Genomic DNA, 16304 nt, shown 5'->3' with positions numbered 1-16304 from the left:
ATCAGAAATGATCAGCTGCTTTTTTTTACCTTATATTTATAAAATTTCGGAAACGGTAGAAGGAGAAGCGCAGGTAGAGAGGGGAGGAGAAGAGGAATGCATACCATAAGCGGTCACGCTCAGCGCGTCTTCCCTGACGAGGCGTACCATTCGTTCACCTCGTCGGTCATCTTGTCGCCGCCCAGCGCGTGCCATCTGGCGACGACGCGATCGAAGTAGGGCAGCGGCTCCTGGCCGTAGACGATCTTGAGCATGGCGTCGTGGAGCAACTCATCCAAGGCGTCGCCGTTTTTTTCCATCGTCGGCGTCGGCGCGCCGGTGAAGGCGTCCGTCTTGTAGATGTCGGGATTGCTCAGGGCGATTTTCCAACCCTTCAGTTCCTGCGGCGTTCGCAGCAGCTTGTTTTTGATGTCGTAAGGCGTCAGGTCGGACGCTCCGCTGTTGATGCGGGCGATCGATTCACTGAGCAGGTTCGGAACCGAGGGGAGCGACAGGCTCAGCAGATACTTCTGGGGGTCCGCCAGACCGCCCGGTACCTGGCTCTTCCGAAATGTCACCTTTCCCCCCGAATAGCCGTAGTCATAGCCCTCAGCGATGCCCCAGCGATACGGTGAGCCGGCAGGCGGATCGATGAAATTGTCGTAGACAAAGTTCATATAGGTGAAAAAAATCTCGGGATTCGCCATGTCCGCGTTGATGGCGATCGCGCCGTATTCCGGAGGCGTGCCGCGCGTACCGGACAGTCCGCCCGGCCCGACGGGGATCGGGTAAGCGTCGAACCTGGCATCCGGTACGCTCGCGGTTACGTCCCCGAGCGGCCAGCCGGCCGCCCACAGCGGTGCCACGATCATGCCGGTCTTGCCCTGCTTCCATAACTCCGTTGCCTGGACCTCGTCCAGGATTTCGGCATCCTTCGGCACGTAGCCCCGCTCCATCCAGCGCTTCAGCGTCATCAGTCCCTGCCGGATGTTTGGCTGTACCGAGCCGTATGACAGCTTCCCGTCCGGGCCTACCCTCCAGATGTCCGGCATCTCCCCGTAAGCCCCAAACACGAAGCCCGCGTCCGACATCCAGGTAAAAAATGAATTTTTCAGGCTGATGCTGAGCCCGTAGGTGTCGTCCATACCATTGCCGTCCGGATCCCGATGGACAAACGCATCCAAGACAGACTCCATCTCATCGAGGGTAGAGGGCGCCTTCAGGCCAAGCTTGTCGAGCCAATCCTGGCGGATGTACAATACCTCGTTCGAGTTCATCTTGCCGTCGAGGATCGGCAACGCCATCTTTTTGCCGTTGATCGTATAACGGTCCCACGCCTCGGGCGCCTGCGCCATGGCCGCCTTCCACTTGGGCGATGCGTACTGCTCGAACAGCGGTCCGACGTCGCGGAAGGCGCCGGAGCGCAGCAGCGGATACAGATTTTGTCCGCCTTTGAACGAGACGATGTCGGGGAGCGGCTGTCCGGTCGCAATCGAGGTGTTCAACTTGTTGATGTAGACATCCTCGTCCCCGGTCGTTGTCCACAGGTAATTCACCTTGATGCCGAGCTTGTCCTCGAACAGCCGGTTCAGTATGTTGTTCTGCAGATCCTCGCCGTTTTTGAACTCGATGTCCGGGTACAGATGCCCAACGGTCGTCAGGACGGCGGGAGGCTCGTATTTTCCCCCGACGAACAATGGGGGCTGTATGGACGGGGACCCCGCTTTTGGCAGGCCGGGGCGTCCCGTCTGATCCTCCCAATAGATAAAGGAAAATGTCATGACGACGACGAAAAAGACGACCGCGAGGCCGAACAGCCCCGTCTGCTTTAGCCATTTCCAGCCTTTCATGGCTCCGTTCCCCCCTGTTCGCGCACGATTTTCCACCGCATCGTCACCTTGAGTCCGCCCAGTTCTCCGTTCGCCAGATCCATATGGGCGCTTGGGCCGAAGAGCGCGCACATCCGCTCGTACACATTTTGCAGCGCCCACGCGGTATTTGCGTCCGCGCCATAGCGGATCGCGCCCTGGAGCGCGGCGAGCCGGCCGGGCTCGACGCCGCGGCCGTTGTCCGCCACGCTCAGCACGCAGTATTCTCCGTCGGCATGGCCGGCGATCCGAATGTCCCCGACCTTGCGCAGCGGCTCGATGCCGTGCAGGATGGCGTTTTCCGCGAGCGGCTGCAGCAGCAGCCGCGGCACCTGCAGATCGAGCAGCCGCTCCTCGACGTCGATGGCGAAGACGAAGCGGTCCATCTGCAGGCTCTGGATCGTCAGGTACAACCGGACAAGCTCGAGTTCCTCCCGCAGCGTCGTGAACGTATTCTCAAACTTGACGGACTGCCGGAAATAGCGGCTCAAGTTCATGGACATATCAATGACGGCCTGCTTTTCGTCGAGCTCGGCCATGCTCTTGATGAACGCGAGCGAGTTGTACAGGAAGTGCGGCTGGATCTGGGAGTGAAGCTGCCGCAGCTTCGCCTCCTTGGAGCGGATTTGCTCCATGTACACTTTTTCGATCAATTCCTTGATTTCTTGGGACATCTCATTGAAGCGCTCGAACAAATAGGCGAATTCGTCGTTGCTCTCCTGGCGCAGCGTGATCGTGTACTGGCCGGATGTGATCTTCCTGACGCCCCAGATCAGCTTGCGGATCGGGATCTGCACGTCCCGGTAAAGCAGCAGGGCGAGCAGGATGCTGAACAGCAGCAGGAAGACGCTGGAGAAATAGTAGAGGCGCTGGTTGGCGTAGATCGGACCCAGCACCTCGCCTATCGGCGTATAGTCCGCGACATACCAATCCTTAAAGTTGCCCAGCGCGGAGAAATTGACGAGGTACTGTTCACCGTTCATTTTGATAAGCCGGTTGCCGCTCGCCTCCTTTCCGGCTTGAAGCCGCCGGATCAGCTCGCGGATGAACGGGAGCTGATCCGTATCGCTGGCCAGCACGTCCCCGGCCGCCGAGAACAAGATAGGGCCGTTGTCGTTCGTCCCCTTGGCGCGGTCCAAGTAGTCGAGCACGTTTTTGGTGTCGATCCTGGCCCTGACGACATAGGACACCTCGTCCGGATCGAAGCGGAACGTATACGGATGCGCCAGATAATACGTCAAATACGCACCGCTGTCCGTCTGCTCATATTGCCAGAATGGGCGGAAGTGTGTCTCCAGGTACAGGCCGCTCAGCGTAGGCGGCGAGGACAGCGAGGAGAAAGCGGAGCTGTCCTCCGCGTAGATCACGGTGAATTCGGCGTTCCAGTTGTTCAGGGCGTGCAACAGGTTCAGTTTGTCCGACACCCGCAGCTTCAGTTTGTTCAGCTCGAAGTCCCCTTCCAGAAAGGAAGGAGTCGCGAGCAGCCGAACATCCTTGTCGAGCACGAGAAAATCGCTGAAGGACGATATTTTGGACAGATTGTTGTCGATGTCGCCGGCCAGGAAGGTGAGCTCGTTCAGCTTCACGCGTTGAATTTCCTGCTTGATGAGCCGCACGCTGGAGCGGTTGGTCAGATAGTATAGCAACAGGGTCGAGACGAGCAGCAGGAAGATGACGAGCACAATTTTCGTAAAAATCGTAAGCCTCATGTCAGCGTCTCCGTTCGGTCAGGTGGATTTATGGCGGAAGTCTTGCGGCGTCAGTCCGTAATGTTCCTTGAACAGCTTGATAAAGTATTGCGGCTTGTGGTAGCCGATCGCCTCCGCGATGTCGCCCACCTTGAGCACGGGTTGCTCGATAAGCATTTCTCGTGCTCGCTGCATGCGCACCCTGTATAAATATTCGCTGAAATTCTCGGTTGTTTTGCTCTTGAACAGGGCCGACAGGTATGCCGGATGCAGGCCAACGTGATCCGCCGCCGTCTGCAGCGTGGCATCCGCCAGCCGGTCTTGGATGTATTGCTGAACCTTGCGGATGAGCGCCGCCTGCTCGTTGTCCCATTCGCTTTTGGTCATATCCTGGAACCGCTTAAGCGTGTGGGCGATCCAGTCCTGCAGCTGGCGCATATGGCGAAAGCGGCTCGCGTCGCCGGCCTTGTCCGGCTCGGGCGGGATGATATCATGCAGGCTGAGCCCGTTTTTGTGGGCAAAAAAGCTGAAGGCGCCCATCGCGTGATAATAAAGCTCAAGCAGCGTCTCCCACGACTCCATCCGCTTGTCCGTCACCTCCTGGAAGATAACGTCCCACTTGGCGGAAATCGCCTCCCACTGGCTGATCTCGAACAGTTGGATGAGCGTGGGCGACTCGTACAGGCTGTAGACGCGGTAGGGCATCTCGGGCACGGCGGCGTCCTGCAGGCGGATGTACAGATCCGTTTCGCCGCCGAGATGACGGGCGAATACAGCCAGCGAGGCCTGGTACGTCCCGCGCAGGCCGTCCGTCATCATCTGCCAATGGCTCACGACGATCGAGATGCTGATTTTGAGAAAGTGCCTGACGCGGTGCTGCAGCCTGGACGCCAAATGCTCCAGCGACTGTTGTCGGGCCCGCTCCGGATGCGTCTCTCGCTTAAACCAGGACTCATCCCGGGCCTTGAGGATGAAGACTTCATGCTCGAACGGATCACGCCCGTGCCAGACGTGGAACAAATCCGAGAACGTCTCCTCTGCGATATTGACGACGGCCGAGGCGAGCAGCGATTGGTCCTGCCATTTCAGTTCTTCCGCGGACGATTCGATGCGGAGGAGGCACATCGCCGTCTCGTCGTTTGGGCGGAACGGTAGCTGATAATAAGCCAGCTTCTCCTCAAGCAGCTCGGGGAGGAGCCTCCGCCCTTGCAGCAGATCCATGAGCAGCTTCTCTCGGAACAACGGCATATGCTGGCGCAGCATGTTTACGGCCTTCTCCTGCTTGCCCCGCTCGTCCCATTCGAGGCGAAGGGCTTCCGTCAGCCGGCGCAGCATGCCGGCCAGCTCCCCATGGTCGACCGGCTTGAGCAGGTAGCCGTCCACCTGATGTCTGATCGCCTCCTGCGCGTAGTCCCATTCACCGTAGCCGGACAGCAGGATGCTTTTGAAGTGCTTGTCGTATTTTTTGATATGCCCGATCAGCTCGAGTCCGGAGATGCCGGGCATGCGAATGTCGGTAATGATAATATCGACGGGATAGCTTTTGCAAAATTCAAGTGCTTCCTCGCCGGAGAAAGCCTTGTGAACCTTGCCGATGCCGAGCGCTTCCCAAGGCATGTTGCGTTCGAGACTATCCACAAGGTGAGTATGATCATCGACGATTAGCAGCTCATACATGGTTGACTCCCCCGATCGGTTGACAATCTATTGAATTTTGCGATACCAGGGCAAACGCGAGAGGGGAGCCGCGACTTCCAGCTCGGCCGGGCCGCTGACGACGCTCCCGTCATCCCCCTGCCATCGGCCCTCGGGGAAGACGACGCGCCGCGACGTTTGTCCTTTTGCGACGACCGGTGCGACCAGCAAGTTCGAGCCGAGCAGAAACTGATCCTGTACAAGCGCGTAGCCGCGGCCGGGATATTCGAACTCCAGGCTGCGCAGCATCGGCAGACCGTCTTTCGCGGCCTGGCGGGCGAGCGCGAGCAGCTCGGAGCCAAGCTCGGATCTAAGCCGCACGGCGTTCAGGCACCAGGTTAGTTCGTCGCCGCGCAGTACGCGCCAGGGCGCCATGGAAAACTGCATGACGGGGAACAGCGCGGCGCACTGGGTGTACCGGACGAACAGCTCGCTGTCGAAGCGGAAGTCCGGGGAGTTGATGTCGCCGTCCATGCCGCCGCCGATCATGTCCGGGCAGTTGAAGGCATAGCCAAGCAGCCCCTGTGCGATCGCGTTCGGGATGAGGCCGCCGAGCCCGTCGTCGTCCCACGTATGTTTCTTGTCCCGCTGACGCTGGATCAGTCCCTGCCCGCCGAGCTTCCAGCACATGCGCAGTTCGATGAGCGGGTAGCCGACCCCGAGGGCGGCATAGGCTTCGCAATCCTCGAGCAGGCGCAGCGGGCGTGTCCAGGCGACAAGCTGCGTCGTATCCTTCCCCCCCGGCAGGATCGGCTCGCCGGCGTCGAGCTTGAAGCCGTCGACGCCGTAATCCGCGATCAGCCGGTCCATCTGCCGCCTGAACCAAGCCGCGCCCTCCTCCTTCGTATAGTCCACGACGGCGCTGTAGCCGTTCCACCAATGCCGGAGCACGGGCGCGCCGTCCGCGCCCTTCATGAGCAGATCGCCGCCGTGCAATTCCTTGAACAGCGTGCAGTCCGCGCTCACGTACGGGCACATCCAGAGCATCACCTTGAAGCCCATGCCGTGCAGCGTATCGATCATCGCCCGGGGATCGGGGAAGCGGTGCTTGTCAAAGTCCCACATACCATAGTCCTTCATCCAGTTGTCGTCGATGATGAGGATGCCGGGCGGCAGTCCGTTCGCTAGGATCGCCTCGGCGTAGCGGAGGATCTTGTCCTGTGCGGGCGCATAGAACATCTCGATCCAGGTGCAGTACTGCGGGGCCGTAAACGCGAGCGCGTCGGGGAGCAGCCCGGACGGCGGGAAGTGCCTGCGGGCGGCATGGCGATAGGCCCCCTGCAGTGAGTTATGCCCTTCTTCGACGACGACTTCGCCGGCGCTGTCAAAGACGGACAGCCCGTTCTCATCCACGCGGAAAGCGAACGGCTCCTCGCTCCAAATGTACCGGCCCTTGCTGGAGAGCAGCAACGGCGAGGCCTGGTTGTCGTCCGTCACACGCAAATCCCGCGTATGGGCCGTCCGTCCGAACGGCATGGCGCTGCCTTCGTTAATCGCGCCGCCCCACCAGTATTCGCCGGGCAGCCGGGCGATTGAGATATTGGTCATGGCAGAGTTCTCCTTTTCGATAGCGGGTCCAACCTTGCGGAGTGTACACCCAAAATCGTCTGATTTTGATTCTGATTTTATTATGCAGACAACGTTCTCGACTGGGAAGGGGATCTTAAGAATGGGGCTTGAATCTTAAAATCGGGGCATTCAAACTCGGATCTGGCGTGACTTATAATGAGAGCGTCAAAAAATAGCCGAGGGGGTATCACGATGAATATGAGAAAAAAATTGGCGGCCGCGGTCGCCGGTGCGCTGCTTGTCTCATCGCTGGCGCTGGCCGGCTGCGGCAATTCGAACGATGGAGACAAGGCTGCAGGCAGCGCGTCTGCCGGCGGCGGCGCCCAAAAGAACGTGACGATCTCCTACACGATCTGGGACAAAAACCAGCAGCCGGCGATGGAGGCGATCGCCAGGGCGTTCACCGAGCAGCACCCGAACATTGAGGTCAAGGTCGACGCCATTCCATGGGGCGAGTATTGGACGAAGATGTCCGCTGCCGCGCAGGCGGGCACGCTGCCCGATGTGTTCTGGATGCACGCCGGCCAGTTCAACAAGTACGCGGCCGGCCGGTTCCTCGAGCCGATCACGGACAAGGTGCAGGCCGGCGAGATCGATCTGAACAACTACGCGTCGGGACTAGGTTCGATCTATACGCTGGACGGGGAAAACTACGGCGTTCCGAAGGACTTTGACACGATCGGCCTCGCCTACAACAAGGAACTGTTCGACCAGGCGGGCATTCCGTATCCGGACGATACGTGGGACTACGCCAAGCTGGCGGAGGTCGCGGGGCAGCTCAGCCAGCCGGACAAGGGCATTTACGGCTTCGGCGCCAAGATGGACACTCAGGCCGGCTACTGGAACGACATGCTGGCGAACGGCGGCCGCATTTTAAATGAAGACATGACCAAGTCCGGCTACGATGAGCCGGCCTCGATCGAGGCGCTGAAGGCCCGCTACCGGATGATTCTCGACAAGGCTTCACCGACGCACCAGCAGATGACCGACACGGATTCGGTCGAGATGTTCAAATCGGGCAAGCTTGCGATGATTTTCGACGGTTCCTGGGATAACGGCAACCTGGCCAGCAGCGACATCATCAAGGACAAGTACGATTGGGCGCCGCTGCCGAAGGGCAAGGCGGGGCGCGGCAACATCATCAACGGACTCGGCAACGTGATGTCCGCGAAAGGCAAGCACAAAGAGGAGTCGTGGCAGTTCCTGAAGTTCCTCGGCTCGAAGGAGGCGGCCGAAATCACGGCCCGAATGGGCGCGGCGATCCCGGCGTTCAAGGACACGCAGGACGCCTGGGTGAAGAGCAAACCGGACCTGAACCTGCAGGTGTTCATCGACCAGGCGGCGGACGCGACGCCGTACCCGAGCGGCTCGAAGTCGTATCCGGTCTGGTTTGCAAAAGAGTCGGAGATCATGTCCCAGGCATGGGGCGGTGCGATCTCGATCGAGGAAGGCGCCAAGAAAGTGGCGGACATGATGAACCAGGCGATCGCGGACGCCAAGTAAGCGCCGCAGGCCGGGCAAAATCGCCAAAGGCGTTCCGGTATCCGGGACGCCTTTGGCAAATATGAGGTGAGGGCAATGAATTCGAAAAGCAGGTACGCATGGGCTTATACGATGATCGCTCCGACGTTGATCGGGACGTTGGTGTTCTGGTTCTGGCCGGCCGTCTACTCCATCTACCTGGGCTTCCTGAAGTCCGAAAACTTCGGCCTCGTAAACCATTGGGTCGGCTGGGCCAACTACGAGAGATTGTTTAATGACGGAGAGTTCTGGCAAAATCTCCGCAATACGATGGTTTATGCCGCGTTGTTCGTGCCTGCGACGATTGTGCTTTCCACGTTTTTCGCCGTGTTGCTGAACGCCAAGATTAAGGGCCGGTCCGCCTATCGGGTCATTTATTTTCTGCCGCAAGTCACGATGGCGGCCGCATCCGCCATGGTGTGGGTCATTATATTCGCGCAGGATTACGGACTGCTGAATTCCGTGCTCGGCACCCATATCGCGTGGATCTCGGACAAGCGGTTCGCCATGTATGCCCTTGTTATGGTCGGCGTATGGGGTTCGATCGGCTTCAACATGCTGCTGATCCTTGCCGGGCTTCAAGGGATTCCGCGTCCTCTGTACGAGGCGGCCGAGATCGACGGGGCCGTCGGCTTCCGCAAGTTCCGCTCCATCACGCTGCCGCTGCTTACTCCGACGCTGTTTTTCACGTCCATCGTGCTCGTGATCGGCGCCACGCAAATCTTCGACAGCATCTATCTGATCATCGGCAAGACGAACGTTGCGCTTCCCGCCGTGCGCTCACTCGTATACGCTTATTACCAGAATACGTTCATCTACTACGACCAGAACTATGGAGCGGCCATCGTCAACATCCTGCTGCTGATTAACCTGATTTTGACGGGTATTCAATTCCTGCTGCAAAAAAAATGGGTGATTTATGACTAGCCAATGCTTCCGAAGCAAGTTTTGTACATGTCATACCAAGGAAACCTTGCTCACAAAACTTTAAGGAGGTGCAAAAATGAGTAGAGATGTCTCTGCCAAGCGTAGAAGCAACCTTGTCATTCATCTGATTCTAATCGCGGGGTCCGTCGTCATGGTGCTCCCGTTCCTGTGGATGATCCTTACGTCGCTTAAAACGACGACGGAAGCAACTCAGATTCCGATCACCCTATTCCCTGCCGAACCGAGCCTGCGAGGCTATACGGACGCGCTTAGACAGTCGCCTTTCATGCATTACTATGCGAACACGCTGATCTCGGCGTTTATGAAGACGGTGTTCCCTGTCATCTTCAGCGCGATGGCGGCCTTCGCGTTTGCGCGCATTCGCTTTCCGGGCAGTGGGCTGTGTTTTTTTCTGATTATCTCGGTCATGATGATTCCGAACCCAGTGTTCTATACGCCGCAATACTTGATGATGAGCAAGCTCGGACTGGTGAATACGGTGACCGCGCTCTGGATCGCTTCACTCGTCAGCCCGTTCGCCACCTTTTTGCTGCGGCAATTTTTCCTGGGCATCCCCAAGGAGTTGGAGGAAGCGGCGGTGTTGGACGGGTGCAATCCGTTCCAGATCTTCAGCCGTATCATGCTGCCGCTCGTCAAGTCGGCGCTTGTCGCGGTCGTCATCATCCAACTGCTCTGGTCGTGGAATGAGTTGCAGTGGCCGCTCATCATCAACAGCTCGCCGGAGAAGCTGACGCTGTCGGCAGGCCTCGCCACGCTTGTCTCCATGTTCGGCACAGATTATCCGGTATTGATGGCCGGCGCGTTCATGGCCGTGATTCCGATGCTCGTCCTGTTTTTCATGTTCCAGCGGCGGTTCATCGAGGGCGTCGCCTTCAGCGCTAGCAAGGGCTGACCGAGACGCGCCGGAGAGGAGGTGAGGAGCAAGGGCGGCGAGCGGTCTCGCCGCTAGCTTCAACAGTCAATCCCATGTGGACAGGAGTGAACGATGTAATGTTGAATGCAAGACTCGCAAGGCTAGGAGTAATGATGCTCGTCTTTGTTCTGCTCGGCTCGATGCTGTTCATGAACTTCAAGCTCCCGCATGCCGCCGCCTCCGGCGAGTGGCAGGCCCAGACGTACGACCCGAACAAGCCGGGGCTGGAGCTGAACCCGCTGAAGGGCTTTTTGCCTTTCGCCAAGCAGCCCACGGACAGCACCGATCCGAACAACAGCTTTCCGCACAGCATGGAATGGTTCTACGTCTCGCTGCGCGACGTGATGACCGACTGGAATACGTACAACTGGGCGCCGCTGGACGCCTATCTGAACGATATCGCGAGCCGGGGCAACCAGGCAGCCTTCCGCGTCTATGTCGACTATCCGGGACGTACGACCGGCATACCGCAGTTTCTGCTCGACGGCGGGCTGCAGACCCGCGATTACGATCAGAACGGCAACCACGACACGGCGACGCACAGCCTGGCCCCCGACTGGAACGACGCAAATCTTAATCTGGCGTTACGCCAATTCGTTGCCGCGCTCGGAGCCCGTTACGACGGCGATCCTCGGATAGGCTTCGTAACGGCGGGACTGTACGGCTTTTGGGGAGAGTGGCATACATGGCCCTACAATACCGACCCGACGAACTGGGAAATGAACCAGAGCAACCGGGACGCGTTGCTGTCCGCGTTCAAGAACGCGTTCCACACGACCCATGTGCTGGCACGGTATCCTTATTCCGCGAGTACGGCTGAGTTAAAAAGCGCTTTCGGCTATCATGACGATTCCTTCTCGTACGAGACGCTGTTCCAGCATGACTGGGACTTCTGGAATCTCATCACCCAGAACGGCCTGCAGGACATTTGGCGGACGCATCCGATCGGGGGCGAGTTCTATCCGCCGCTCCAGCAGGATACGAGCTTCTGGCAATACTGGCCGAACCGGAATGGCCAAGACTTTCAGACCTCCGTCGAGACGACGCACGCCTCCTGGCTCATGTACGACCGGCTGTACAAATCTTCTCTCCCGGGCGAGACCGCCTCGGCTAACGCGCTGCGGGCGCACAAGATGTTGGGCTACACCTTATACAACTCCGCCGTGCAATTGGTTGATTCGCCGGCATCCTCGCTACAGGTGGGCGTCAAGCTGCAGAACAAGGGCGTGGCCCCGTTTTACTACAATTGGCCAGTCGAATTCGGCGTGCTTGACGCCGCCGGCGCCTGGATCAAGTCGCTCGGTACAGCCGACTGGAATCTGAGAAGCGTGCTGCCTGACGGCACGGACTACACCTTCTCGTTCAGCGCGAATCACAACCTGGACCCGGGCCAATACAAGCTGGTCATGCGGGTGGTCAATCCGCTAGCCGGCGGCAAGACGCTTCGCTTCGCGAACACGCGGCAGGATGCGGATCAGAGCGGCTGGCTGACGCTGTCGGGCTTCCGCGTGTCCGCGAGCGCCACCACTTCTACGGTACTGTCAGACCCGCCCGTGACGCCGGGCACGCCGCCGCAGTCCGGCTCCGGCGCAACTGCCTATGAGGCGGAGGCAACAGGCAACACGCTTGGGGGCTCCGCGGTCATTGCGAGCTGCGATGCCTGCTCCGGCGGGAGCAAGGTCGGCTACCTGGGCAACGGCAGCGGCACGCTGCAGTTCAACGGAATTACGGTCTCGTCCGCCGGTGACTATACGTTGACGATCCACTATTTGAACGGCGAGGCGAGCCGCCCGGCTGTGTTAAGCGTGAACGGCGGTACGGGCATGCCGCTCAGCTTCCCGAGCTCCGGCGGCTGGGACACGGTCTCCTTGCTGGAAACGACCGTGCATCTGCAGGCTGGTTCCAATACGCTGCTGCTTTCCCAGCCGACAGGCTACGCGCCGGATATCGACCGTATCCTCGTGAGCGCAAGTCCATTGCCCCGGTGATACATGGTTGACCACATGCCGCAGGATGTCGTAGAAATCTAGAATACGCCGTAAAATAAGATGCCGACTATCGCGTGCCGGCCCTTAAGGGAGGGCTTCTGCTTGCGGAAAGCAAAAGCCCTCCGCTCATTTTATTCCTCGACGGCGATGCCGGCCGCTTTCCAATGCCCGTAGGCGACGATTCTGCTAAACTGGGATGAAACTTCACCCGCAGGAAGAGGCTGCTCGTTTTTAAGCCACCAAATGACAATCCCCATGAAAGACGATACGAGGAATTCGAGCAGCAATTCCTTGGATATCGCTAAAGGCGAATTTCCCTGAGCGGGATTCCACCCCTCATTCAGTTTATCTTTAATAATTTTTTCCATTTTATCTCGAAACTGATAAATTCTATTTTCATCAACCAACATGGCATAGTAAAAAGAAGTGTTGCGCGAAATATGTTCCAATACGGCTTGCATGACTGTCTCGAGTTTGGAGGTGCTGAAAGGACTCGCGCTGATTGGACATTGAACGGCTACATCTTTTAATTCGCTCAGCAGTTCATTCATACATATATCCAATAAATCAGGTTTATTTTGATAGTGGAGATAAAAAGTGTTTCGATTGATCATAGCCCGATCGGCAATATCCTGGATCGTTATCGCTTCATACCCTTTTTCCTGAATAAGCTCATAAAACGCCTTTCGAATCGATTTGTTCGTACGCAGTATTCTTAGATCGGTTTTTTTGTTCACTTTTTCGTTCCCCCAGCATTAAATTTTAACCGTTAAGCGACAAAGGTCTTATGAATTGTCTGTTATCCTTCAAAATTAAAAATATTAAATATTGAGCGCTGTATTAACCTTCATTATAATGAGCAGCAGGTAAATAAACAACGTAGTGTTCATTATTTATCTAAATGACTATAGACTCAAGGAGGATATTCTAATGACATTCAACCATCAAAATGAGCTTGTCCGTAAGGCCATCGCTGTGCTGGAAAGTTTTGAGAGCGGCAATCCCGAGGCGATTACGGCTTACGTAAATCCCGATAAATATATTCAGCACAACCAGGCCTTGCCCGATGGCCGCGGGGCCATGCTTGGCGCGCTTGATCATTTGAAGGAAATAGGTACAAAGGTAAGCGTTAAACGCGCTTTAGTCGACGGAGATTATGTGGCTCTTCATTCTGTATATGATTTTCATGGCCCTAAAATCGCCTTTGATATTTTCCGTTTTGAGAATGGACTAATCGTTGAGCATTGGGACAACTTGCAAGAGATGGAGGACAAGACGCCAAGCCATCATACGATGATTGACGGGCCGGTTGAGATTAAGGATATCGACAAGACGGATGTCAACAAAGCATTTGTCAAAAGCTATGTTGAAAACATTTTGCTTGGGAAGAATCCCGGCCTGCTCGCCTCTTATTTTGATGGGGATAACTACATTCAGCATAGTCCGCATATTGCGGACGGCCTTTCCGGTCTTCATGCCGCTTTGCAGGCGCTGGAGGAGAAAAACATTGAATTTCAATATACTCATGTCCATCAAGTCATCGGACAAGGCGATTTTGTGCTCGCGGTGAGTGAAGGGCTCTTCAATGGTCAGCCTACCGCTTTCTACGATTTGTTCCGCGTGGAGGATGGGAAGATCGCCGAACATTGGGACGTTATCGAGTCCATATTGCCGGCGGAAAAACGAAAAAATTCGAACAGCAGATTTTAAGGCTGGTGCAGCTTAATCGCAAGGAAAGACAGAGGAAAACGTATGGGCTTATTTAAAAATAGATTAATTGCGGCCTTACCCCTTATCGTCATTGCTGTCATCTTCATCTTTAGCCTTGCCATGATTCCCAGCATTAATCCTGCTCCTCATAACCTGCCCATTGCCATTGTGAATAAGGATCAAGGCTTGACGGCCTCAAACGCCAATATGGGTGAGACGGTTGTGTCTGAGATTCAGTCGGCAACCTTCGCGAATTCGGATGGAGAGCCGGCGATGAAATGGAGCGAAGTTGATAGTGAACAGGAAGTAAAAGCAGGACTTGATAACCAAGAATACTATGCCGCATTGGTGATTCCCCGGGATTTTAGCGAGAAGCAGGCATCGCTGATGACGCCGGATCCGTCTGCACCCCGGGTGCGGATTTATGTCAACCAAGGCATGAATGCATCGGCATCGAGTATGGCTGGGGAAATGCTAAGTCAAGCGATTAGTGGGATAAATGAGGAAATGCGTACTGAGCTATTAACGGCTTTCGAACGGCAAGGCGCTGCGATTTCAACGAAACAAGCCGCCGCATTAGCTTCGCCAATCGTTAGCGAAGTCACCCGTGTGAATGCAGTCGGTACGCATAGTGCGAACGGGAATTCACCGGTTTTGATGTTCCAACCTTTGTGGATGGCCAGTCTGATCGGAAACGTGATTTTCTTGCTTGTAAGAAACAAAACAAATTACGCGAATCGCAATGAACGGTTTCGGGCGAATATAGTCCAAGTCTTATGGGGAGCGGTCATGGCTTTGGCGAGCGGATTTAGCCTCGCCTGGTTCGCCGAGCGTTGGGGGTTGCACATTCCTCATTTCACGGATACGGCTTTATTCTTGGCCATTGCTTATTTAGTATTTTTTCTCATGATAGCTGCTGTTTTCTCTTGGGTTGGATTTAAAGGCATGATTATTTTTGTATTGTTCTTATTTATCGGTGCGCCGCTCCTTAGTTTCGCTCCCGAGTTGTTATCTTCGTTTTACCGGGATTGGATATTATCATGGCTGCCGATGCGTTTCATGATTGATGGGCTGCGTGAGCTGTTCTTCTTTGGGCAAGGCCTGCGCATGAATCATTCCACATTCGCTTTAATTTGGATCGGCGCCTGTGGCCTTTTGGTCTTGCTTGCATCGGCCTTTAAACGTTCCCGTAAGCCAGAACAGAAAAAAGAGGTTGAAATTGCGCATAACCCCTAATAGAATCATCTCATTAGGCACCCTAACGGGTGCCTCTGCGTATCTGGCTAAAAGTGCTTTTCTGAAATGTGAATTTGTGCAGTACTCTGATCAGTTTCATTTTCACGGGGAAAAGAGGAGGGCTAGGGTGGCGAAATGGGATAACATGCTGTCCATGCTGTGGATGCTGCGCTCCGGAAGGAAGCTCACCGCCGCGCAGATCGCGGACAGTTTGGAGATCAGCGTCCGCACCGTGTACCGGTATATCGACGCATTATGCGCCAGCGGCGTGCCGGTCGTCGCGGAATCGGGCCATGACGGCGGCATTCGCATACTGGAAAGCTTCAAGGAGACGCCGTTGTTCTTCAACTCCATAGAGCTGAAGGCGCTTGTGGACGCGTATAAATTTGCGCAAGGCGCCGGCTATCCGTACACGGAGGAGCTGGAAAGCGCGCTTGCGAAGGTGGAGAACGGGTTGCACGAAGAGCAGCGCGACGATCTGTCCCGTCAGACGAGCGGCTTGGATGTGATCTCTCCGGCGCGCCCGCCTTCCGTCGTTGCGTTGCTCAGGGACCTGGAGCAGGCGGTGATGGACGGGCGAACGGTCCGCATCGCCTATCGCAAAGCGCAAGCGGAGCGGGCTGATGAACGTGAAGTCGATCCGTACGGGCTCGCTTACGACCGCAACGAATGGTACGCTGTCGCGTTCTGCCATCGGTCGCGGGCGGTGCGGACGTTCCGCGTGGACCGCATCGCGCGGCTCGAGCCGACCGAAGCGCGGTTCGAAAAGCCGGAGCACTTTTCCGCGTCCGCCTATTTCCGCGACCAGTCCGAGCAGGAGCGGGAGGCGGACGGACCGCTGACGGTCATCCGCATTGAGGGAGAACCCGATACGCTGAACGCGGTTTGCGGCCACTGGCATATGCGCCACTATTTGACGGAACGGACCGATCGGGAGGCGCGTTTTTTGCTCGATGTCCCGACGATGGACAAGTACCTTCCGAGGTATCTGATCACATTCGGCACGGCCATTCGCATTCGGGAGCCGCTGGAACTTAAGCGCCGGATCCGGGAAATGGCCTGCGAAATCGCCAAACATTACGAAGATGATCCCGGTTGAACTTCGCTGACAGCAGTTGTCAGCGAACCCGGTATACGATAGAGACAAGGCTGCGGCGGCCAAACGACGACGAATAAAGGAAAGGTGAAT

General features: G+C 56.7%; 12 protein-coding genes. 7 read left to right on the top strand and 5 right to left on the bottom strand.

Annotation, left to right across the window (positions count from 1 at the left end; translation table 11 throughout):
- Positions 1–119 precede the first annotated feature (119 nt).
- From NYE69_RS02225 to NYE69_RS02210, 4 genes are read right to left on the bottom strand one after another with little or no spacing between them, the layout of a single operon-like run.
- Positions 120–1829 carry an extracellular solute-binding protein gene (locus tag NYE69_RS02225; RefSeq protein ID WP_340923435.1) on the bottom strand — a complete coding sequence of 570 codons (1710 nt, stop codon included), beginning with the start codon at positions 1827–1829 and terminating at the stop codon, positions 120–122.
- A complete protein-coding gene (locus NYE69_RS02220; protein WP_340923431.1) occupies positions 1826–3556 on the bottom strand; it encodes a sensor histidine kinase in 1731 nt (576 codons plus the stop codon). The genes NYE69_RS02225 and NYE69_RS02220 overlap by 4 nt, the downstream gene beginning before the upstream one ends.
- 18 nt (positions 3557–3574) lie before the next feature.
- Positions 3575–5212 (bottom strand): response regulator, encoded by a 1638-nt coding sequence (locus NYE69_RS02215; RefSeq protein WP_328272326.1) that lies wholly within the window; start codon positions 5210–5212, stop codon positions 3575–3577.
- 27 nt (positions 5213–5239) lie between these two features.
- A complete protein-coding gene (locus tag NYE69_RS02210) occupies positions 5240–6778 on the bottom strand; it encodes a glycoside hydrolase family 31 protein (protein ID WP_036618407.1) in 1539 nt (512 codons plus the stop codon).
- Positions 6779–6991: 213 nt separating this feature from the next.
- Here NYE69_RS02210 and NYE69_RS02205 point away from each other — a divergent pair, with 213 nt between their 5' ends.
- From NYE69_RS02205 to NYE69_RS02190, 4 genes are all read left to right on the top strand, one after another.
- Positions 6992–8302 (top strand): ABC transporter substrate-binding protein, encoded by a 1311-nt coding sequence (locus NYE69_RS02205; protein ID WP_164815216.1) that lies wholly within the window; start codon positions 6992–6994, stop codon positions 8300–8302.
- 75 nt (positions 8303–8377) lie between these two features.
- Positions 8378–9247, top strand: coding sequence for a carbohydrate ABC transporter permease (locus NYE69_RS02200; protein WP_051985166.1), 870 nt, complete (start codon positions 8378–8380; stop codon positions 9245–9247).
- A gap of 76 nt (positions 9248–9323) precedes the next feature.
- Positions 9324–10160, top strand: a complete 837-nt coding sequence (locus tag NYE69_RS02195; protein WP_328273594.1) for a carbohydrate ABC transporter permease — start codon at positions 9324–9326, stop codon at positions 10158–10160.
- 98 nt (positions 10161–10258) lie between these two features.
- Positions 10259–12169 carry a DUF4832 domain-containing protein gene (locus tag NYE69_RS02190; RefSeq protein WP_164815217.1) on the top strand — a complete coding sequence of 637 codons (1911 nt, stop codon included), beginning with the start codon at positions 10259–10261 and terminating at the stop codon, positions 12167–12169.
- 131 nt (positions 12170–12300) lie between these two features.
- Here NYE69_RS02190 and NYE69_RS02185 read toward each other — a convergent pair whose 3' ends face one another.
- Positions 12301–12906: a TetR/AcrR family transcriptional regulator gene (locus tag NYE69_RS02185; RefSeq protein ID WP_036618413.1), complete on the bottom strand. Its 606-nt coding sequence runs from the start codon at positions 12904–12906 to the stop codon at positions 12301–12303.
- 193 nt (positions 12907–13099) lie between these two features.
- On the opposite strand from NYE69_RS02185, the gene NYE69_RS02180 reads away from it, so the two are divergent.
- The 3 genes from NYE69_RS02180 to NYE69_RS02170 all read left to right on the top strand — a co-directional run bounded on the left by NYE69_RS02180 (position 13100) and on the right by NYE69_RS02170 (position 16214).
- The gene (locus NYE69_RS02180; protein WP_036618414.1) at positions 13100–13879 is read left to right on the top strand and encodes a nuclear transport factor 2 family protein; all 780 of its coding nucleotides are present in this window, start codon (positions 13100–13102) and stop codon (positions 13877–13879) included.
- Positions 13880–13921: 42 nt separating this feature from the next.
- Positions 13922–15115 (top strand): YhgE/Pip domain-containing protein, encoded by a 1194-nt coding sequence (locus NYE69_RS02175; RefSeq protein WP_036618416.1) that lies wholly within the window; start codon positions 13922–13924, stop codon positions 15113–15115.
- Positions 15116–15242: 127 nt separating this feature from the next.
- On the top strand, positions 15243–16214 hold the full coding sequence (locus NYE69_RS02170; protein ID WP_036618417.1) for a helix-turn-helix transcriptional regulator: 972 nt from the start codon (positions 15243–15245) through the stop codon (positions 16212–16214).
- Positions 16215–16304 lie beyond the last annotated feature (90 nt).

Source organism: Paenibacillus sp. FSL R5-0527 (genome assembly GCF_038008055.1).
Classification (GTDB): domain Bacteria; phylum Bacillota; class Bacilli; order Paenibacillales; family Paenibacillaceae; genus Fontibacillus; species Fontibacillus macerans.
Note: the sequence above shows the minus strand (reverse complement) of the source record. Positions and strands in the feature narration are given on the sequence as shown.